Source organism: Sphingomonas sp., assembly GCF_013812825.1.
Classification (GTDB): domain Bacteria; phylum Pseudomonadota; class Alphaproteobacteria; order Sphingomonadales; family Sphingomonadaceae; genus Sphingomicrobium.
This window is the reverse complement of the sequence record NZ_JACCSU010000070.1, coordinates 51479-72200: the sequence shown is the minus strand read 5'-3', so window position 1 is coordinate 72200 and position 20722 is coordinate 51479. Positions and strand designations below refer to the sequence as shown.

Genomic DNA, 20722 nt, shown 5'->3' with positions numbered 1-20722 from the left:
CCACCGCCGCGTCCGCTGATAATAATAAATCCAAAACCCCCCAATGACCAGCCGCGACCATCCGGCCGTACAGATCGAGGATGCGGGTGAGCTCGCGGCGGTCGAAGCTGGCGATCAGGCGCCGGTCCCGTGGGTGCGGGAACGGCGCGACGACGCTCAAGCGCTTTTCGCCTTCGCTGCCGGCTCCTTGCCGGCCGGCTGGCGAGTCCGCTTGATCGCCTCGATTTCGCCGCGCAGCTCTTCGATTTCGCGCTCCAGTTCACCGACTCGGATTCGCGCCGGATCGCATTCCTCGGCGCACGGAGTCCCATAAGGAACGAAACCGGGGCTGTAGTGGACGGTGTCGACCGGCACCGGCCGCGCCGGGATGCCGACCACCGTCGCGCTCGGCGCGACATCCTTGGTGACCACGGCGTTGGCGCCGACCTTGGCGCCCTCGCCGACCTCGACCGGTCCGAGGATCTGGGCGCCGGAACCGACCACCACCCGATCGCGAAGCGTCGGATGGCGCTTGCCGCCGACCCCGGTCGACGGGTTGGTGCCGCCCAGGGTGACATTCTGGTAAATGGTCACGTCGTGGCCGATCTCGGCGGTTTCGCCGATCACCGTGAAGCCATGATCGATGAAGAAGTTGCGGCCGATCTTCGCGCCGGGATGGATATCGATCGCGGTCAGGAAGCGCGCCAGATGATTGACGACCCGGGCGAGGAAATAGAGCCGGCCTCCGTACAGCCAATGGCCGATGCGGTGCATTCCCAGCGCGAGGACGCCGGGGTACAGCAGCACCTCCCAGCGCGAGTGCGCCGCCGGGTCGCGGGCCTTGACCGAATCCAGATACTCGACAAGCCCTGAAATCACTCGATCCCCTTGCGCCTTGCCCCGGCAATTTAGGTGCGAGCGACCCGAAATGCCAGTCGTTCCGGACCCGCCGCCTGCGGTTTCGCTTGCGGGCAGGTGCAGGCTTGGGCAAATCGCGCGGCTCAAACAGGGTGGAGAGCGAGATTTTCCCGTCACTTGCGGCGGAGCCCGGGCTCCTGCTCACCTTCATCCTCGTCGGGTTCGTCGCTCAATTGATCGACGGGGCGCTTGGAATGGCGTTCGGCGTCATTTCCAACACGCTTCTGATCAGCTTGGGAGTCCCGCCGGCGGCCGCGTCGGCAAGCGTCCATATCATCAAGAATTTCACCGGCGCCGTGTCGGCGATCAGCCATGTCGCGCACCGCAACGTCGATTGGCGGCTGTTCTGGCGGCTGCTTCTCCCCGGGATGGTCGGCGGGGTGATCGGCGCGGTCCTGCTGTCGAACATGGATGCGTCGATCGCCAAGCCGGTGGTGCTCTCCTATCTTGCCGCGATCGGCGTCTACCTGCTCGTCCGGGCGCTCCGAGCGCCGCCGGTCGAAAAACGCCCGAAAATCGTCGAGCCGCTGGGCTTTGCCGGCGGGTTCCTCGATGCGGCGGGCGGCGGCGGCTGGGGGCCCGTGGTGACCAGCAACCTGCTGGTGCAGGGAGCCAACCCGCGCAAGGTGGTCGGCACCGTCAATACCTCCGAGCTGTTCCTGGCGCTGGCGATCTCGGGAGCCTTTCTCGTCTCCATCGGCTTTTCGGCCTTCGGAACTGCCGCTGTCGGGCTGTTGATCGGTGGAGTCGCCGCAGCGCCGCTCGGTGGCTGGGTCGCCAAGCGCGTTCCGGCGCGCCCGATGCTGGTGATGGTCGGAATCGTGCTGACGGTGACCAGCGGCATGGGATTGTGGGCGGCCCTGCGTTGACGCTCTGGAATTAATCGCTCCAGGCGCTTATTCCGGCGCGATCGATCGGAAGCGCCAATGACCACTTACCTGCCCACCATCCGCCAGCTGCAATATCTGATCGCGCTCAAGGACTACGGCCATTTCGGCAAGGCGGCCGAGAGTTGCTTCGTCACCCAGTCGACGCTGTCGGCGAGCCTTCGCGAGCTCGAGGCGCTGATCGGGGTGACCCTGGTCGAGCGGACCCGGCGGGTCGTCCGCTTCACTCCACTGGGCTCGAAGATCGCCGACAAGGCGCGCCGAGTGCTGCGCGAGGCCGAGGAGCTGGCGGACATGGCCCGGGCCCAAGGCCAGCCGCTCCACGGCGAGCTGCGCATGGGGGTCATCCCGACCATCGCCCCGTTCCTGCTTCCCGCGATGCTGCCGCAGCTGCGTGAGCAATGGCCCAGCCTCAAGGTCTTCCTTCGCGAGGAGGCGAGCCAGGCTGCGTGCGATGCACTGCACCGCGGGCAGCTCGATTGCGTGCTTCTGGCGATGCCCTACGCCTGCGGCAACGTCGACACCGCGCTGCTGTTTGACGATCGCCTGTTCGTCGCCTTCCCGAGCGGCGAGGCGCCAGTGGGAATCGCGCATGGCGGCGCGGTCGAAGCCGCGGCGATCGACGAGAACCGGCTGCTTCTGCTCGAGGACGGCCATTGCCTGAAGGACCATGCGCTGGCGGCGTGCAACCGGCCCGAGCTGCGCGCCGACGCGGCGATGATGGGCACCTCGCTGCACACGCTGGTGCAGATGGTCGACAACGGGCTTGGCCTGACCTTCGTGCCGGCAATGGCGATCGAGGCCGGAATCCTCGGCGGGACGCGGGTCGACGCTCGGCCGCTGCGCTCGGATCGCGGTTACCGCCGGATTGCGCTCGTCTGGCGCCGCTCGAGCCCCCGCGAAGAGGAGTTCCAGCTGCTCGCCGAGAGCCTGCGCCAGATCAGCCGAACGGTCATTCCGCGGCTGGCGGTGGCCGAAAGCTGACGAAGCCGGGCTCCGCTACTTCGCCATCGCCGGCTCGGCGATTCCGATCGGCTCGACGCTGTCCGATTTCTGCGGGACGTCGAAGCGGTCGGCGTTCATGACCTTGGTCCAGGCGTGCACGAAGTCGCGGACGAACTTCTCCTCATGGCCCTTTTCGGCATAGACTTCGGCGACCGCTCGAAGCTGGCTGTTCGAACCGAAGATGAGGTCGGTCCGGGTCGCCCGCCACTTCTCGTGATTGCCGCCGCGGTGGTAGCCGATGAACTCCTCGTCGGCGCTGGTGTCGACCACCTTCCAGAACATGTCGTTGTCGAGCAGATTGACGAAGAAGTCGTTGGTCAGCTGTCCCTTGCGGTTGGTGAAGACTCCTTCCGGAGCGTCCTTGTGGTTGGCTCCAAGCACTCGCAGCCCGCCGAGCAGCACCGTCATTTCCGGCACCGACAGTCCGAGCAGTGAAGCTCGGTCGAGGAGCAGCTCCTCGGTCTTCACGGAATGCTTGGTCTTCAAATAATTGCGGAAGCCGTCGGCGGCCGGGTCCATCACCGCGAAGCTCTCGACGTCGGTCCAGTCCTGGGTCGCGTCGCCGCGCCCCCCGGTGAATGGAACCTCGACGTCGAAGCCGGCGTCCCGCGCGGCCTTCTCGACCGCCGCAGTGCCCGCGAGCACGATCGCGTCGGCGAACGAGATCGACCCGCGCAGCTCGTCGATCCTGGCGAGGATCCTGCCGAGCTCCTCGGGCTCGTTGACCGCCCAGTTGCGCTGCGGCTCCAAGCGGATGCGCGCACCGTTGGCGCCGCCGCGATGGTCGGACCTGCGGTAGGTCGACGCCGAGGCCCAGGCAGTCTTGACCAGTTGGCCGACGGTGAAGCCGGCGTCGAGGATCTTCGACTTGAAGCCGTCGATTTCCGAATTTGACGGCGCTTTGCCCTCCGGCACCGGATCCTGCCAGATCAGATCCTCGTTGGGGACCTCCGGGCCGAGGTAGCGGACCTTGGGCCCCATGTCGCGGTGGGTCAGCTTGAACCAGGCACGCGCGAAGGCGTCCTTGAAGGCCTCGTGATCGTTGCGGAACTTCTCCGAAATCGCGCGGAACTCGGGGTCCATCTTGAGCGCCATGTCGGCCGTCGTCATCATCGTCGGAACCCGCTTCGACGGGTCGTGCGCGGCCGGGGCCATGTCTTCTTCGCGCTGGTCGATCGGCTGCCACTGCTGGGCGCCGGCGGGGCTGCGCACCAGCTCATATTCATAGTCGAGCAGCAGCCGGAAATAGTTTTCCGACCATTGCGTGGGAGTGTTCACCCACGATCCTTCGATGCCGCTGGTGATCGTATGCTCGCCCAGCCCGCTTTCATGGGCGCTCGCCCAGCCGAGCCCCTGCAAGGCGATGTCGGCGGCCTCCGGCGACGCGTCGACCAGGCTCGGATCGCCGGCGCCATGCGCCTTGCCGAAGGTGTGGCCGCCTGCGGTGAGCGCGACCGTCTCTTCGTGGTTCATCGCCATCCGCTCGAAGGTGATTTTGATGTCGCGGGCCGACTGCAGCGGGTCGGGGACTCCGCCCGGGCCTTCGGGATTGACGTAGATGAGGCCCATCTGGACCGCCGCCAGCGGATGCTCGAGCTCCTGCTCCCGGTCGGGCTGGATGCGCGTTTCGGAGCCCTCGTTGACCCACTTCTCCTCGGCGCCCCAGTAGATGTCGCGCTCCGGCTCGAACACGTCCTTGCGCCCACCTCCGAAGCCAAAGATCGGTCCGCCCATCGACTCGATCGCGACGTTGCCGGCGAGGATGAACAGGTCGGCCCAGCTGATGTTCTTTCCGTACTTGCGCTTGATCGGCCACAGCAGGCGCCGCGCCTTGTCGAGGTTGCCGTTGTCGGGCCAACTGTTGAGCGGGGCGAAGCGCTGCTGGCCGCTGTTGGCGCCGCCGCGCCCATCGCCGGTGCGGTAGGTGCCTGCGGCGTGCCAGGCCATGCGGATGAACAAGGGTCCGTAGTGTCCGTAGTCGGCCGGCCACCACGGCTGGCTGTCGGTCATCAGCGCTTTCAGGTCGTCCTTGAGCCCCTGATAGTCGAGCGCATTGAATGCTCCGGCGTAATCGAACTCCTCGCCCATCGGATCGGGAGACAGGCCCCCCTGGTTGAGGACCTCGAGCGGGAGTGCCTCGGGCCACCATTCGCGGTTCTGCCTGCCGAGCAGCGAGCGCACCGTGGTTGGGCGGTCTGCCGGACATCCCATCGATTCGCCGGTTTTTGCGTCCATGTTTCTGGCCTCTCTGAATGTGGGTGCTCAAGCGTGCTTTAGGCGCGCCGGACGAGCGACGGAAACGATTAAACTTGGTCAGCACGATGCGAAAAATCGATTAGTGGCCGTACTCAATCCATGTGGCGCAGGCCGATGCGAAGGTAGTCGTAGCCGGTCATCAGGGTCAGCCCGGCCGCCGCCCACAGGCTTGCGAGGCCGACGTCGTGGACCCACGGCTGCGTCGGCAGCGCTCCGCTGAGGATCAGCGCTCCAAGCGCGACCAGCTGCAGCGTCGTCTTCCACTTGGCGAGCGCGCTGACCGGCACCCCGACCCGCACCTCGGCGAGGAACTCGCGAAGGCCCGAAACGATGATCTCGCGCAACAGGATGATCAGCGCCGGGATGACGTGCAGGTCCTGGATGATCGGCGGCTCGCCGTTGGCTCGGCGCGAGGCGAGCAGCATGACGATCACCGCCGCGACCATGATCTTGTCGGCGATCGGGTCGAGGAACTGGCCGAGCCTCGAGATTCGCCCCTGCGCCCTTGCCAGATAGCCGTCGAAATAATCGGTGATCCCGACGATGCAGTAGAGGACGAAGGTGAACGCATAGCCGATCGGCGTCGGCCGCCACAGCAGGAACACCAGGATCGGCACCGCGAAGATGCGCGACAGCGTCAGCAGGTTCGGCAGCGACAACATCGACCCCGCCCTCTACGCGAAACTGGGGCGGCGGCAAAAGCCGCCTGGTCAAGCTATCGCGCCGAGCCCGCCGGACCTTGCTCGCGCGCCGCGTTCCAGAACAACGCCGCCGACAGCAGCCACAGCCCGCCAAAGCCCATGCTGAACACTGCGCTGCGCGGATCGGCGGTGAGTCCGATCGCGCCCGCCACGACTTGCGCGACCGCGGTCACGGCCATCGCGCGCGCCATTCCGGCCGGCTCGAAGCGAGCGAGGAGCGCTCCGATCAGAGCGATGAAGAGCACCCCACCGAACACGAAATTGTACGGATTGTCCTCGGAACCGATCATTCCCACGGCCGCGTTGACCCAGACGGTGAGGAAGGCCGCGACGACCGCGAGCCCGGCCCCGAACCGGTAGGCGAGGCTGTCGGACTTGCGGACGATGAGCTCGAAGGCGAGCCCGACGCTTCCGAAGAGCACGGCGGCGAAGACGAAGTCGCTCGCGGTCCAGTTGACCTCCGAAGTGAACTGCATCGCCACCGCGGGCAGCATCAGCAGCAGCACCGGGATGCTCCACCCGGCGATTCGCCACGCGCTCCAGCCGCGCCCGCCTTCATGTTCGGCCCGATGTGCCATTGCCTTGTCTCCATTGATCAACGAGGTGAGATTGGCACAAGCCGTGTTGGACGGCATGAGCAACTCCTGAGGTTTTGCTGAAAAATGGAATCCGGCGGCTTTCGCTTCGAGCGCTTCACTCTCGATCCCCGCGACCGCCAGCTGAGGCGCGACGGGGCGCCGGTCGAGCTCAATGCCCGCTATCTCGACGCTTTGACCTTGCTGGTGAGCGACGCCGGCAAGCTCGTCTCGAAGGACCGCTTCCTCGACGAAGTCTGGAGCGGCGTCCCGGTCACCGACGAGGCGCTCACGCAATGCATCAAGACCCTCCGAAGCAGGCTCGGTGACGACGCGGCGAGGCCGCGGTTCATCGAGACCGTCCCCAAGCACGGCTACCGGTTCATCGCCCCGGTCGAGCGGGCCGGCGACGGCGCGAGAGCTCCGGCGGGCGCTGGGAAGGGCTACGGCTGGCGGCAGTTGCTGATGATCGGCGGCGCCGGGACCCTCGGGGCCGGGCTCGCGGGTGTCATCGGCGGCCTGTTCTACGGCTTCGCCGCCGCCTCGCAGCCGCTGGCGCCCGAGATGGGCGCGGCTTCGGTCCTGCTGGTCCTGATGTGGCTGACCATCGCCGCCGCGCTGATGGGGGGTGCCGGGGTCAGCTTCGGGATCGCCGCGGCCGGCTTCGCGCCCGGCCACTCCTCGCTATGGACCATCGTCGGCGGCGCCATCGGCGGGATGCTCGTCGGCGGCATCGTCAAGCTGCTCGGGCTCGACGCGTTCAACCTGTTGCTTGGCCAGTCGCCGGGCGACATCACCGGCGCGGCCGAGGGGGCGATGCTCGGCGGCGCGGTCGGCTTCGGGGCCTGGCTTGCGAGCCCGGGTTCGATCTCGCCCCGGCGCGGCGCCGGCTACGCCGCCGTGGCCGGGGGCGCCGCCGGCATCCTCATCCCGTTGGCCGGCGGCCGGCTGATGGGCGGCAGCCTCGATCTGCTCGCCCGCCATTTCCCCGACTCGCGACTGCGCCTCGACCCGGTCGGCGGGCTGTTCGGCGAACGCGGCTTCGGCCCCGTCAGCCAAATGGTGACCGGCGCTCTCGAGGGCATGCTGTTCGGCGGATGCATCGTCGGCGCGATGGTCCTGGCGCGGCGCAGCCTGGCCGCGGGCGGTCGGCAACCGAGCCGGGCCCAACCCTTGCCGCTTCAGCGCTAGCCGCTACACGGCGGCAATGAGTTTCCCGCAGATGCGGCCTTCGTCCCGCGCATTTTGATGCACGACGCGCTTCACCTCGTCCGCACTCGCCGCTTCCTGCCGATCTTCACGACGCAATTCCTCGGCGCGTTCAACGACAATCTGTTCCGCACCTCGATGGTCATGCTGGTGATCTACGGCATCTACCGCGACGCGACCCAGGAAGCGACCTTCAGCGCGATCGCCGGCGGGCTGTTCATCCTCCCCTTCTTCCTCCTGTCGGCGCTGTCCGGCCAGCTCGCCGACGCCAACGACAAGGCGGTCATCATCCGGATCGTCAAGACGGCCGAGATCGTGATCATGATCTTCGGAGCCGCCGGACTGCTGTTTCACAACGTGCCGCTGCTGCTCGCCGCCTTGTTCGCGATGGGCGTGCACTCGACCTTCTTCGGCCCGATCAAATATGCGATCCTGCCCCAGCATCTGCACAAGGACGAGGTGCTCGGCGGCACCGGACTGGTCGAGGCCGGCACCTACATCGCGATCCTGGGCGGTACCCTGCTCGGCGGAATCCTCGTCGTCGAGCGCGCCGACGGCAGTTTCCATGCCGAATGGGCGGCGCTGGCCGTGCTCGCGGTCGCCGTCATCGGCCGAATCGCCGGCGGCTTCGTTCCACCGGCCCCGCCGTCGCAAGAGCCCGAAATCCCGGGCTTTCCCAAGCGCGGCATGGACTGGCACATCATCCGCGCGTCGATCACGCTGGTGAGCGCGACCCTGCACGTAAAGCGCCTGTTCCTGGCGATCGTCGCGATCAGCTTTTTCTGGTCGATGGGCGCGGTGCTCGCCGCCCAGTTCCCGCCGCTGGTCAAGAACAGCCTCGGCTCCGACCAGACGGTCGCGACCCTGTTCCTCGCCGTCTTCTCGATCGGAGTCGCGATCGGCTCGGTCGCCGTCAACCGGCTGCTCAAGGGCCGCGTCGGCGCTCAATACTCGCCAGCCTCGGCGCTCGCCATGGGGCTGTTCGTCCTCGACCTCTACCGCCGGGTCCGGACCTGGCCGGCGAACGGCGGCGAGCTCCACGACATCGGCCAGTTCCTCGCTCTTCCCAACAGCTGGATGGTGGTCGTCGACCTGCTCGGGGTGGCGATCGCCGGCGGCATGTTCGTGGTGCCGCTCTACGCATTCCTGACGACCACCGTGCCCAAGTCGGAAACCGCTCGGACGATCGCCGCCAACAACATCGTCAACGCCGGAATGATGGTCGCCGCGACCCTGATCCTGACGATCGCGGTGCAGCTCGGCGTGACCGTCGCCGACAGTTTGCTGATCGTCGCGGTGGCCAGCGCCGTCGCCGCCTGGATCGGCTGGAAGCTCCATAAGGCGTGCAATTGAAGGCGGCAGATCGGGCGCCCACCGGGGCTCGCCCGGCGCCGAACGCCAGGCGGCGCGCGGAACGGTGGATCGCGCTCGCCCTCATCTCTGCGGCTTCCGCGCTGATGATCACGCGAGCGCTCAAGGCCGCGAACTTGGTCGATTTTACCTATATCCTCGTCGCCGGCCGAATGTGGGGCGCCGGCCTCGACCCTTACGGCCCTGGATTTCTCGCTGCCGGAGCGGGCCTCCTGGCGCCGGACGCGACCGTGTTCGCTTATCCACCCAATTGGTGGATCATCGCCGTTCCGCTCGCGGCGTTGAAAACCGGCAGCGCTGTCCTGGCCTGGAAACTGCTGAACCTCGCTGCCGCGGCGGCTGCATGCGCCCTTCTCGTCAGGAGCGCCGCGCGTCTGGCGGCTGGAAGGTGGCTGTGGCCGGCCTGCCTGTTCATTCTATGCGCGTTCACTTCCGACATCATGGAGAATGTGCTGAGGCTGGGCCAGACAGGCCTGTTCGTGCTGCTGGGCTTCGCACTGCTGATTGCCGGGCTGACTGACAATCGCCGCCCGACCCAAGTCGCCGGCCTCGCCGTCCTGCTATTGAAGCCGCCGATCGGACTGCTTTTCTTGGCTCTGATGGCGACGAGGCGGGAGACCCGGGCGGCTGCCGGACTCGCGCTCTTGGTAACCGCCATCGCGTGCCTGCCGCTCCTGTTCACGCTCGGCTTCGGAGCAACGGTGGAGAGCGCTCGCAACCTGCTGCAGAACCTCCAGCTCTATGGCCAGTCGCCGTGGAACTGGCCGATCCACAACAGCGGCCTGCCGCATCTGTTTGCCTATCTGGGGATCGGGATTCCCGCTGTCGCCGCGCTGGTTGCGGCTTGGGCGACCGCGGAATTGCTGTTGCGGCGCAGCCCTGAGGCAGAACGTGACCGCTTCGTCGTCAGCTTTTGGATGGTCTCGGTCGCCGCTCTGCTGAGCATGGCGCAACTGCACGCCTATGATTTCATTCTGTTCTTCACCTGCCTGCTTTTGCTGCCGCTGTTGGGCAAGGGCCCGAGCAGGAATCTTCTGCTTCTGTCGCTCGTTCTGACGTGGAGCGCACCCGGCCTCGCCAAGATGGCCTTTCTAGCGGAGCCGTCGATGGACGGGTTCTGGATGGCGACACGCCTCAAGTCAGACCTGCTGACCGCCGGCGGTATTGCACTGCTTGCAGCAGCGGTTTTCCATCTGCGATCGAGACCTGATGCGGTAGCTGCGGGGAACGACAACTTGCTGTCGGCGCGCCATGCACCCGGGCCCTGATCCTGCTCTCGACCGCTAACGATTTGTCGGACGGCGGATCGTTCAGCCGGTCGGCCTCGGCCCCGACGATCGGGCGCTAGACGATCAAGACGGACACGAACAGGAAGCCGGCCGCGAAGGTCGCGGCGAACAGGCGCAGGTCATCGTGCGCGTTGCTCGCGGGGAGCGCCTGCGCTTCGCCGTGAACCGGCGCGCGCTTTCCAAAACGGCGCGGATCGATCGGCGCCGCGCGTCCGATGGAAGAGCGGGCAAATCGGAGCCTCGAGCTTGCGAGCGCGGTGGCGGGCCGGGTGGTAGCCATGCGAAAGTCTTAATCCGGTTTTTACCACGCCAACAACACCGTTTTGGACGCAACGGGTCCCATCCGTCCCGGCGTGGGACAGGGAGCATGCGTCGCTGCTGGAGGATTCAGCCGGCCGCGGCGGTGCGCGGCGCTTGCGGTTCCTGATGCCCGCGCTGAACCAGCATTTCCGCCGCCTGCTCGCCCGGCATCGGCTTGCCGAAATACCAGCCCTGGCCGACCGCGCAGCCGAGCCCGAGCACGGCGGCGTGGGCGGCTTCGCTTTCGATGCCTTCGACGCAGACCGGGACATTGAGCGCGCTGGCGAGAGTCGTCACGGCCCGGACGATGGCGACGCTCTCGCGGTTCGAATGGATGTTGGCGACGAAGCTGCGGTCGATCTTGATGACGTCGAACGGCAGCGAGCGCAGGTGCGACAGCGACGAGAAGCCGGTTCCGAAATCGTCGAGCGCCAGTCGGACGCCCTGGTTCTTGAGGCTGGTGACGATCGAGCGGGCGAGGTCGATGTCGGTGACCAGCGAGCTTTCGGTGATCTCGACCACCAGCCGGTCGGCTGGAAAACCGGTTTCCGTCAGCAGCCTGACGATGCGCTGGGCAAGCCAGGCGTCGGTCAGCTGGATCGGCGAGATGTTGACCGAAATCTTGACCTTGGGGTCCCAGTCCACGGCCTGTGCAAGCGCATCGGCGATCACTTTTTCCGACAGGCGCCCGATCAATCCGAGCTCTTCGGCGACCGGGATGAAGACATCGGGCTGGATGGTGCCGCTAAGGGGGTGAATCCAGCGCGCCAGCACTTCGAAGCCGACGATCTCGCCGGTCTCGAGGTCGAGCTGCGGCTCGAAGAAGGGGACGAACTGGTCGTGCTCGAGGCCGTAGCGGATCCCCTGCTCGATCTCGCCGTGGGCGATCAGCGCCCGCTCCATGCCCGCATCGAACCACACCGGCCGGGCCGAGCGGCCGCTCTTGGCGTGCTCCATCGCGATGTCGGCGCGGCGCAGGAGGTCGGGGATCCGGACGTCGACGGCCGGCGCCCAGGCAATTCCGGCGAACGCCCCGACCTGGATCACCCGGTCGTCGATCGTGAACACCGTCGTGACCGCGTGCATCGCGGCCTCGGCGGAGTGCTCGGCGTCACCGGGCTTCTCGGGATCGACGGCCAGCGCGACGGCGAATTCGTCGCCGCTCAGCCGAGCGATCTCGGCGCCCTCGCCGAGCGCTTCGGTCATCGCCGCGGCGATCGAGCGCAGCAGGCTGTCGCCAACGTCGTAGCCGTGGCGCTCGTTGATCGATTTGAAGCGGTTGATCTGGATCGAGATGATCGCCAGGTCGAGCCCGAGCCGGCAAGCCCGCTCTGCCAGCACCTGGGCGCGGTCGGCAAATCCCTTGCGGTTGAGAAGGCCGCTGTGGGAATCGGTCGAAGCGAGGACCGCCGCCCGCCGTTCGCCGTCCGCGCGACGCTCCGCCTCATGCTGCAGGTCGACATATTGGCGCCAGCCGAACAGGATCAGAGCGACGTTGAGGGTCAGCGCGATGCTTGCCGTCCGGGCCTCGCGGCCAAGGTCGGCGCCCACCGCGCTGATTTGCCGGAAGAAGGTGCTCCCGTTCCAGATCAGCAGCACGACGGCGATGATCAGCACGGCCAGCATCACCGCATCGCGGCGCGCGCTCAACGGGGGCGCGGTCTTGGTCCCCTCGGCACCTGGAAGGCCAGTTTCACTCGACACATCTGCCGGTTAACCGATCAGGCTTAACAATTTGTCTCCGATTTGGAGGGATTGCGCGCGCACCCTGTCTGGGACAGGGGAGCTGGCGATGGTGCGGACGGCGGGACTCGAACCCGCACGCCCTAATCCGGGCAGAAGATTTTAAGTCTCCAGCGTCTACCATTCCGCCACGTCCGCATTCGCGATCATGCGCTTCCAGCGGCGATGTGCAACTCGCCGCCCGAGCGTTTCTTTAGATTGAGGCAGCTAAGCGAGCAGCCGCCGGTCCGATTATTGGGCGGTGACGTCCTGCAGGTTGAGCCGCTCGCGCATTTCCTTGCCCGGCTTGAAATAGGGCACGCGCTTGGCGTCGACGTCGACCGATTCCCCGGTCCGCGGATTGCGGCCGACCCGCGCGTCGCGCTGGCGGGTCGAGAACGCCCCGAAACCGCGTAACTCGACTCGGCCGCCGTTGGCCAGCTGCTCGGTGATCGAATCGAAGATCGCTCCGACGACGCCTTCGACTTCACGCTGTGTCAGGCCGGGAAAATCGGCGCACAGCTTCTGGACCAATTCAGAACGGATCATCCTGTCCCCGCTTTTAAAGGTGGCCTTCGGCGCTCCCCGTCGCACCGGCCGATTGAACATAGGCTGTCAGGAAAGCGCTGTTTGCGCAACCGATTCCAGCCGGCGCCTACTCCTTTTTCGCCTGCTTCAGCGCCTCGCCGAGGATATCGCCGAGCGAGGCGCCCGAATCCGACGACCCGTACTGGGCGACCGCCTGCTTCTCTTCGGCGATCTGCAGGGCCTTGACCGAGAAATTGGGTTTCTTGGACCGATCGAAGCCGATCACCATCGCGTCGAGCTTCTGGCCGACCTGGAAGCGCTCCGGGCGCTGCTCGTCGCGGTCGCGGCCGAGATCGGTGCGCTTGACGAAGCCGGTCGGTCCGTCGTCGCCGACCTGTACCTCGAGCCCGCCGTCGCGGACCTCGAGGACCGAGATGGTGACCGTCTCGCCCTTGGTGACTCCGCCCGAGCCGCCCTTGCCGCCGCCGGCCGCGACCCCGCCGCGCTCGAGCTGCTTGATGCCCAGGCTGATGCGCTCCTTCTCGACGTCGACGTCGAGCACCTGCGCCTTGACCGTCTCGCCCTTGTGGTGGAGCTGCAGCGCCTCCTCGCCCGACACGCCCCAGGCGATGTCCGACATGTGGACCATTCCGTCGACATCGCCGTCGAGGCCGACGAACAATCCGAACTCGGTCGCGTTCTTGACCTCGCCCTCGACGGTCGATCCGACCGGGTGCTTCTCGGCGAAATCGGCCCACGGGTTCGACTGCGCCTGCTTGAGCCCGAGGCTGATCCGGCGCTTCTCCTCGTCGACCTCGAGCACCTTGACGTCGACTTCCTGGCTGGTGCTGACGATCTTGCCCGGGTGGACGTTCTTCTTAGTCCAGCTCATCTCGGACACGTGGACCAGCCCCTCGATGCCGGGTTCCAGTTCCACGAAGGCGCCATATTCGGTGATGTTGGTCACCCGGCCGCGGAATGTGCCGTCGACCGGATATTTGGCCGCCGCTCCGTCCCACGGGTCGCTCTCGAGCTGCTTCATGCCCAGGCTGATGCGCTGCGTGTCGCGGTTGATCCGGACGATCTGCACCTTGACCGTGTCGCCGATGTTGATGACTTCGCTCGGGTGGCCGACGCGCTTGTAGCTGATGTCGGTGACGTGCAGCAGGCCGTCGATCCCGCCGAGGTCGACGAACGCGCCGTAGTCGGTGATGTTCTTGACCACGCCCTCGATCACCTGGCCCTCGGCGAGGCTCTGGATCAGGCCCGATCTTTGTTCGGCGCGGGTTTCTTCCAGGATCGCCCGGCGCGATACGACGATGTTGCCGCGGCGGCGGTCCATCTTGAGGATCTGGAAAGGCTGGGGCAGGTCCATCAGCGGCCCGACGTCGCGCACCGGGCGGATGTCGACCTGGCTTCCCGGAAGGAAGGCGACGGCGCCGCCGAGGTCGACCGTGAAGCCGCCCTTGACCCGTCCGAAGATGATCCCCTCGACCCGCTCGCCCTTCTCGAATTCCTTCTCGAGCTTGTCCCACGCGGCCTCGCGGCGAGCGCGGTCGCGGCTGAGCATCGCTTCGCCGGCGCTGTTCTCGACCCGGTCGACATAGACCTCGACCTCGTCGCCGACCTTCAGGTCCGCCTTCTGCCCCGGCGCCGCGAACTCGCGCAGCGGCACGCGTCCTTCGGATTTCAGCCCGACGTCGATCACCGCGAGATCGTTCTCGATGCCGGTGACGGTGCCCTTGACCACCTTGCCTTCGAAGGTTTCGTTCTCGCCGCCGAGGCTCTCGTTGAGCAGGGCTTCAAAATCGTCGCGGGTCGGAAATACCGTGGTCGCCATAAAATTCCGTGTTCCTGAAATTCGTTGAACGTCGGCCGCGCAGCCGGCGACGGGCCGGCTTTCCTCTGCGGACTTGGTCAAACCCATGCCGCCGCCCCCGGCCCCATTGCCGAGGAGGCATCCGTCGGATGGATTGGGCCGCGGCCCCGGCCTCCATGACAAAAAGCGCGTCGCAGTGCCGGTTCGTCCCGAACACCACACGCGCTCGCCAAAGAGACGGGCTGCCGCGAGCGCTAAGCACCCGCCGGACGGCGCGGCCTATATGCGAAGGGGGGATCAGGAGCAAGGGTCGGGGCCTGCAGCGTGCCGGGGCCGGCGAACCGCCAGAGGGCGCGGCATGCGCCAGCTCAAAGGGAAACCTGGATCAGCGGTCCAGCGAGGCGGCGATGGTGTAGGTCAGGGTCTGCTCGGAAAACGGCTTGGTGAGCACCGGATAGTCGGACATTTGTTGCCGGACCTCGGCGGCCGGCTGTCCGGTGATGAAGATCACCGGGATCGAGGGCCCGCGGCAGATGATCCGGACGGCTTCAATGCCGTCTCCGGCGGCCAGGGCGACGTCGGCGGTAATCAGGTCTGGACAGCGCCGGGCGGCGGCACGGATCGCCGCCATGCTCGACGACGCGACGTCGAATGAATCGAACCCGCAATCCCGGAGCACAAATTCGATGGCCGCGGCGATCATAACCTCGTCCTCGATAATCAAGGCATGCACGGCATCACTCCATTCGAAAAAATCGCGATGCCGGAGGTTAGGCGGACAACTTTAACATATTTTGCTGTCGGCAAGATATACTTGATCCAATCTGAAGCGGTTCTGCCCGCGCCAGCCGCGATGGGGGGGCCTGACCGTCGACGTCACCCGCGCGACCTTCGTGTCGCACCTGTCGCGGGCCGCGTGACGGCGCGATTTTGCTAGGGCGGCACGCACTCGCCGAAGATCGGTGGACCGGCAATCGGCATCGCCCGGCCGGGACCTGCCGAGTGCGAAGGCCTGCCGGACGGCGCGGCTAGCGAAATGGCTGCCGCCGGCCCGGAGCGGACATTCGCGGTGCAAGCCGGGCCACTCGACGCATCGATCAGGCGAGCACCGGATCGTCCTCTCTCATATGCAGGTAGCCGCTGTCGAAGTCGCCGGCGGCGGCGAGCTTCTTCCAGTCCCCGATAATGATCTCCCGCGGGGTGCTGCGGGTGATGAGGTCGTCCGCTTCGAGCGCTTTGATCGTCCGGTTGACGTGGACCGAGGTCAGCCCGGTCGCGTCGCCCAGCTGCTCCTGGGTCATTGGCATTGCATAGCCGGTCTGCTCGGCCAGTCCCGCGTGCTGCAGCCTCATCCCGAACTCGCAAAAAAGGTGCGCAATGCGAGTGCGCGCATCCCTGCGGCCGACATTGGCGATCCACTCGCGGAAGATCGAGCCGTCTACGAGGGTGTCCAGCCACATGGCCTGGCCGATTGCCGGACGCTCAAAGGCAATGCGGACGATCTCCTCTCGCGGGATCAATGCGACCTTGCCGGCCGTCAGCATCTGGACGCTGTGGTCGGCGGTCCCAAGCAGCGAGTTCTGGAGGTCGACCATCTCCCCCTTCATGTGGATGGCGACGATCTGGCGATGCCCGCCGGCGACGATCTTGTGACGGACCGCAAAGCCGGCCAGCATCAAACAGGAATGCGTGGTCTTGTCGCGCTCGCGGACGATGTAGTGATTGTTCTCCATCGTCTTGACGACGTGGGGCAAGCCGAGCAGCGCGGCGCGGTCAGCGTCGCTGAACTTCCCGCGATATTCGAGCTTGCGGACCATCGGCTCGAGCCCGGATCCGTTGAGCTGTTGTGTGTTGAAAGCCGTCACGGCTTGTCTCCCGCGTCGATAAGGGCGGGAGCTCGAAGAATCTCTCAGTCGCCACAGCCCGGTTAGTCCGAGTGGCAATCTCATCACTATAACATATGTCGCGCGCGGAGTCCCGATCAATCGGCAACAGATTTAAGAATTTCAATAAGTTAGGCGGAAAGGGAATCTTCCAGAACTCGACAAAGTACCCGCACGGCAGACGTCAGGCTCGAAGGGCCGGACCGATCTTGGGACTAGTGGGAGGCCTGTGCACGCAGATGGAGAATGGGTCGGGCTTGCGCAGCAGGCTTGGAAGTCAGCACCCGTCGGTTCTGGTGCCAAAGCTCATAGCGGCCGCTCCGCAACTTTCGAGTCAGGCGCATCGCCTCCGAATCGCTGTTGGCATCGATCACGTCTTCCACCCATTGCGGACATCCGAGACCATCACGCCTTATTGCTCCAGCGATCCCGAGAGCGAGGGCTGCTCGCCCTTGGTCGGGGTCCAACCGAACAGACGCTCTGAAACGATCCAGGCGGTCAGGCCGCCGATGAACTGGGCGATGACAAACGGCGGCGCGTTCGACGGCGCGATCCCAGTGAACGTGTCCGAGAACGACCGAGCGATCGTCACTGCTGGATTGGCGAAGGACGTCGAAGCGGTGAACCAGTAGGCCGCGACGATGACCAGCGCGACAGCAACCGGCACGGATTCCGGCCGCGAGCGGAGCGTCCCGAGGATCGTCAGCACCAGCGCGAAAGTGGCAACAGTCTCGGACAGCCATTGCCCCAGGCCCGTGCGGGCGTGCCCCGATAGCTGGATCAATGGTTGATCGAACATCACATGAGCGAGCAGGGTCCCGCTGATGCCGCCGGCGATCTGCGCCGCGACAAAGGCGCCGGCCTTAGCCCAGCCAATCTCCCGCCTGAGCGCGAAAACGGTGCTCACGACCGGATTGAGGTGAGCACCGGAGACCGGTCCGAGCGCGGTGATCAGGACGAACAGGATCGCTCCTGTGGCGATGCTGTTCGCGAGCAGCGCGACGGCGACATTCCCGCCCGCCAGTGTCTCGGCCATGATCCCGGAACCGACCACCGTCGCGACAAGCAGCCCGGTGCCGATCGCCTCCGCGGAAAGCCGCTGGACCAGTGAGTATTTCATGCTCGCGCCTATGCGGCCGAAAATGTCCGCTTTCCACCCAAAGCGACACTTGCCGTGTCGGCCTAGAACTTGATCTTGAGCCGAACCATCAGTCGATTGGACGGGAAACCACCCACATCAGCCTGCTCTGTTTCAGCGCTGGCGCTAACCCCAGTGGCAAGTTGCACCTCGGCCTTCGGAACCTGCGGCTGCGGTGCAGGCGGTTGGTTGATGCGGTAAGGGCTCGAACCATCGGTTCGGGGGGCGCAGACTACAATTTCCTCGTTAGACGAGCGCCGCGCTTCGCACGGCTGTGGAATGGTCAAAACAATCCTTTCGGGGGGAGCCGAGCTTATAGCTTGAGCCACGAGGAGGAGAAGCAAAGACAATTCGTTACCTCGTCATCTAAGTCACCGTGGGTTCAAAAGACCCGATTTGCAATGATCTGCTAGCCATCGATAGCGGCATGGCGGCTGGGCCTGCTCCCGACCATTGCGGACATTCGACTCTCGTGCAAACCTCATCTCACTAGGGGAAGCTGAGAGTGGAACTCGCAGTACAGCGTTTTGCCTGCACCCAATGTGGCATGTGCTGCAATCGGTCACCCGAGGTCGAGCTGTCGGAAGCGGCGGCCCTTGCGGACGTCTTTGTGCTCAGGCTCATGTTCCGCCTCTACTGGCTGCCGCGTCAGCTAAGCGACTATGTCGCACCGAGCGAGGACGCGGCGAATGCGAGGGCGGTTTTCTATGAAAAGAAGCGCCTCCTGAGTGCCTTTGCCGCACACCAGTCTTCGGTGAAGGTGCGGCGTGATCGGAAAGCGGTCGAGTATACGAAGTACTTCATGATCTCTGCGCTCGCGCTCGACACGAGGCTTGGGGCCTGCAGCGCCCTGAACGGGGAGCGCTGCGGCATCTATGATCGGCGGCCACTGAGCTGCCGCTCGGTACCGTTCCACTACTCACGCGCCGAAGCCTTGGCAGAGAGTGGCCTCAAGGCCTTCGTTGAGACGACCGGCTATGGCTGCGACACCAGCGAGACTGCGCCAATCGTTCTAAAAAACGGTCAGATCGTCGCTTCGGACATGAAGACAGCTCGGTCGGAAGCCATTGCGATGGTGGAGCGCGACCGCCGCTGGAGCGAGGCAATCGTCCGACGAATGAAGGCCGGAACTCAGGGACCGGGCACGCTGCCGAGGCTGCAGGAGGTCGAAGCCGGAGCGCACTTCGGAGCTACGACAACGTCGATGAGCTTGGCCTGGCAGATTGCTGCCGATGTTGGACTGATTGGTTCGGAGGAATGCAATAGGCTCATCAAGCTTCAGCTAACCGTAATCGACCGGGATCTCGCGGCTAGCAGGTGCTCGCCAGATGCACGCGAAACCCTCGCCGGGATGCGAGCGGAGTACCAAAACCACCTGCATGTCGGCCACGCCATTGTCCTGAATGACTAATGTCCGCTTTCCACCCAATGCGGACATTGGACTTGCGGCTGGGGACCGAAGCTCGCGAAACCCACAAGCGCCGGATGGCTCGCCAACCCAGCGGGCGAGCCTTCGCCGCCGTGGCCCGCAAGTCACAACCCGTTAGGGAATGGCGACTATTTTCGAATTCATGGGGCCGCGGCGCGGCGGGCCGCGTTGAAACCGGGCGAGGACGAAGGGAGCCGATCGAGGTGCGAGCGGGGCCGCGAATGCCAGGACTGATCGCGGCGGCGCTGCTGTGCGGCGCTTCGCCGGCCATCGCCCAAACGCCCTCGCAAAATCCGGCTCCCGCGTCCGCCAGCCTGACCCCCGCGCTGGTGAGCTTCGCGCCGCTTCCGGCGAGCCCGGCGGTCAACATTTACTACCAGCAGCGCGCCAATGCGCCGATCTGGCTGCGCGACTCCGCGTCGCTCGAGGCCGCGAAGCTGCTGCCGGCGATCCTCGAGCGCGCGACGCTCGACGGGCTCGCCAACGGTCCCGAGCTCGCCCGGCTGGTCGAGAGCGCGATTGCCCAAGCCCAGCCCAATATCCTGTCCGCGCCGCCCGCTGCCCGGCCGTCCGCGCTGGTCGACGCGGACAAGCTGCTGTCCGCGGTCTGGGTGCAATACGTGCGCGCTCTGAAGTCGCCCATCCGCGGCATGACGTGGGGCGACCCGGCGCTGGCGCCGCGCCTTCCGCTGCCGCACCAGGTGCTCGCCGAAGCGCTCAAGGCGCCGTCGCTGGCCGAGCACGTCCGGGCGGTGTCGTCGATCAACCCGGTCTACGCGCAAATCCGCGACGCGGCGTGGGACCGCATGCGCCTCGAAGGGGGCCCGGCTCCCGACGCCCGGCTGACGGCCAATCTCGAGCGCGCGCGGGTGTTCCCGGCGACCGGCCGCTTCATCGCCGTCAACGCCGCCACCCAGCAATTGTCGGTGTACGAGGACGGGCGGGTGGTCGACACGATGAAGGTGGTGGTCGGCCGGCGCGACACTCCCACGCCGATGCTCGCCGGGACCATCCACTACGCGACCTTCAATCCATACTGGAATATCCCGACCGACGTCGCCCAGCGGGCGGTCGCGCCGCTGGTCGTCAAGCGCGGCACCGCCTATCTGCGCGCCGCGCGCTACGAAGTCGTGTCGGACTGGTCGACTCAGGCGACCGTCGTTGCGCCCGACAGCGTCGACTGGAAGGCGGTCGCCGAAGGCACGGTCGAAGCGCGCATCCGCCAGCTGCCTGGCCCCAACAACATGATGGGCGCGATCAAGTTCGGCTTCGTCAACGACCTTGGCATCTACCTCCACGACACTCCGCACCGGGGTCTGTTCGCCAAGGACCAGCGGACCTTCAGCCTCGGCTGCGTGCGGGTCCGCCAATCGGCTCGGCCGCTGGCTGCTCGGGTCCGAACCGGTGCCGCCGTCCGAACAGCCCGAGCAGTCGGTCCGGCTGCCCAGGCCGGTACCGGTCTACATCACCTATGTGACCGCGCTGGCGGACGATGGCCGGCTGGCCTTCACCAAGGATATCTACGGGCTCGACCCCAAGGCCGAAACGGGGCTGGCGGCGATCGAACCGCTGGTCCCTGCGCCAGGCTCCACCGCGGCCGCCGGCGGGGCGGACGCCACGGCCGCTCCGCACTAGGAATGCAATCTAGGATAGGCATCTGCCTATTGCGGATAGGAAACAAATAGGGAACAAGGCTCCTACGGAGTCGCCCCT

Annotated in this window: 19 protein-coding genes and 1 tRNA gene; 7 read left to right on the top strand and 13 right to left on the bottom strand. The window is 66.0% G+C overall.

Annotated features, from left to right (window positions below):
• Together H0T81_RS10180 and epsC are read right to left on the bottom strand one after the other, a co-directional pair.
• Positions 1-160: DUF2794 domain-containing protein (locus tag H0T81_RS10180; RefSeq protein ID WP_294012626.1), on the bottom strand; the 160-nt coding region annotated here is incomplete at its 3' end.
• Complete coding sequence (epsC, locus tag H0T81_RS10175; RefSeq protein WP_294012611.1) at positions 157-858, bottom strand: serine O-acetyltransferase EpsC; 702 nt, start codon at positions 856-858, stop codon at positions 157-159. The genes H0T81_RS10180 and epsC, both read right to left, overlap by 4 nt.
• A gap of 131 nt (positions 859-989) precedes the next feature.
• Here epsC and H0T81_RS10170 point away from each other — a divergent pair, with 131 nt between their 5' ends.
• Positions 990-1766 (top strand): sulfite exporter TauE/SafE family protein, encoded by a 777-nt coding sequence (locus tag H0T81_RS10170; protein WP_294012609.1) that lies wholly within the window; start codon positions 990-992, stop codon positions 1764-1766.
• A 57-nt stretch (positions 1767-1823) separates the two neighbouring features.
• Positions 1824-2768 carry a hydrogen peroxide-inducible genes activator gene (locus H0T81_RS10165; RefSeq protein ID WP_294012607.1) on the top strand — a complete coding sequence of 315 codons (945 nt, stop codon included), beginning with the start codon at positions 1824-1826 and terminating at the stop codon, positions 2766-2768.
• Between the two features lie 15 nt (positions 2769-2783).
• Here the strand turns inward: H0T81_RS10165 and katG are convergent, their stop codons facing one another.
• The 3 genes from katG to H0T81_RS10150 form a co-directional block, all read right to left on the bottom strand.
• Positions 2784-5024 (bottom strand): catalase/peroxidase HPI, encoded by a 2241-nt coding sequence (gene katG, locus H0T81_RS10160; RefSeq protein ID WP_294012605.1) that lies wholly within the window; start codon positions 5022-5024, stop codon positions 2784-2786.
• A 113-nt stretch (positions 5025-5137) separates the two neighbouring features.
• Positions 5138-5707 carry a CDP-diacylglycerol--glycerol-3-phosphate 3-phosphatidyltransferase gene (gene pgsA, locus H0T81_RS10155; protein ID WP_294012603.1) on the bottom strand — a complete coding sequence of 190 codons (570 nt, stop codon included), beginning with the start codon at positions 5705-5707 and terminating at the stop codon, positions 5138-5140.
• A gap of 53 nt (positions 5708-5760) precedes the next feature.
• Positions 5761-6324 (bottom strand): hypothetical protein, encoded by a 564-nt coding sequence (locus tag H0T81_RS10150; protein ID WP_294012600.1) that lies wholly within the window; start codon positions 6322-6324, stop codon positions 5761-5763.
• 84 nt (positions 6325-6408) lie between these two features.
• On the opposite strand from H0T81_RS10150, the gene H0T81_RS10145 reads away from it, so the two are divergent.
• The 3 genes from H0T81_RS10145 (at position 6409) to H0T81_RS10135 (ending at position 10169) form a co-directional block, all read left to right on the top strand.
• Positions 6409-7512, top strand: coding sequence for a transcriptional regulator (locus H0T81_RS10145; protein WP_294012597.1), 1104 nt, complete (start codon positions 6409-6411; stop codon positions 7510-7512).
• 57 nt (positions 7513-7569) lie between these two features.
• Complete coding sequence (locus H0T81_RS10140; protein ID WP_294012595.1) at positions 7570-8883, top strand: MFS transporter; 1314 nt, start codon at positions 7570-7572, stop codon at positions 8881-8883.
• 104 nt (positions 8884-8987) lie between these two features.
• Complete coding sequence (locus H0T81_RS10135) at positions 8988-10169, top strand: glycosyltransferase 87 family protein (RefSeq protein ID WP_366474218.1); 1182 nt, start codon at positions 8988-8990, stop codon at positions 10167-10169.
• Positions 10170-10245: 76 nt separating this feature from the next.
• Here H0T81_RS10135 and H0T81_RS10130 read toward each other — a convergent pair whose 3' ends face one another.
• The 8 genes from H0T81_RS10130 to H0T81_RS10095 form a co-directional block, all read right to left on the bottom strand.
• Positions 10246-10470 carry a hypothetical protein gene (locus H0T81_RS10130; RefSeq protein WP_294012592.1) on the bottom strand — a complete coding sequence of 75 codons (225 nt, stop codon included), beginning with the start codon at positions 10468-10470 and terminating at the stop codon, positions 10246-10248.
• 107 nt (positions 10471-10577) lie between these two features.
• Positions 10578-12140 (bottom strand): EAL domain-containing protein, encoded by a 1563-nt coding sequence (locus H0T81_RS10125; protein WP_294012589.1) that lies wholly within the window; start codon positions 12138-12140, stop codon positions 10578-10580.
• A 143-nt stretch (positions 12141-12283) separates the two neighbouring features.
• Positions 12284-12371, bottom strand: a tRNA-Leu gene (locus tag H0T81_RS10120).
• Positions 12372-12464: 93 nt separating this feature from the next.
• Positions 12465-12761, bottom strand: coding sequence for an integration host factor subunit beta (locus H0T81_RS10115; protein WP_294012586.1), 297 nt, complete (start codon positions 12759-12761; stop codon positions 12465-12467).
• 106 nt (positions 12762-12867) lie between these two features.
• A complete protein-coding gene (gene rpsA, locus H0T81_RS10110; RefSeq protein ID WP_294012583.1) occupies positions 12868-14580 on the bottom strand; it encodes a 30S ribosomal protein S1 in 1713 nt (570 codons plus the stop codon).
• A gap of 364 nt (positions 14581-14944) precedes the next feature.
• Complete coding sequence (locus tag H0T81_RS10105; protein WP_294012580.1) at positions 14945-15292, bottom strand: response regulator; 348 nt, start codon at positions 15290-15292, stop codon at positions 14945-14947.
• Between the two features lie 364 nt (positions 15293-15656).
• Positions 15657-16424 (bottom strand): Crp/Fnr family transcriptional regulator, encoded by a 768-nt coding sequence (locus H0T81_RS10100; protein WP_294012577.1) that lies wholly within the window; start codon positions 16422-16424, stop codon positions 15657-15659.
• A 430-nt stretch (positions 16425-16854) separates the two neighbouring features.
• The gene (locus tag H0T81_RS10095; protein ID WP_294012574.1) at positions 16855-17562 is read right to left on the bottom strand and encodes an MIP/aquaporin family protein; all 708 of its coding nucleotides are present in this window, start codon (positions 17560-17562) and stop codon (positions 16855-16857) included.
• Between the two features lie 523 nt (positions 17563-18085).
• On the opposite strand from H0T81_RS10095, the gene H0T81_RS10090 reads away from it, so the two are divergent.
• Positions 18086-18991 (top strand): YkgJ family cysteine cluster protein, encoded by a 906-nt coding sequence (locus H0T81_RS10090; protein WP_294012571.1) that lies wholly within the window; start codon positions 18086-18088, stop codon positions 18989-18991.
• Between the two features lie 239 nt (positions 18992-19230).
• Positions 19231-20694 (top strand): L,D-transpeptidase family protein, encoded by a 1464-nt coding sequence (locus tag H0T81_RS10085; protein WP_294012568.1) that lies wholly within the window; start codon positions 19231-19233, stop codon positions 20692-20694.
• Positions 20695-20722 lie beyond the last annotated feature (28 nt).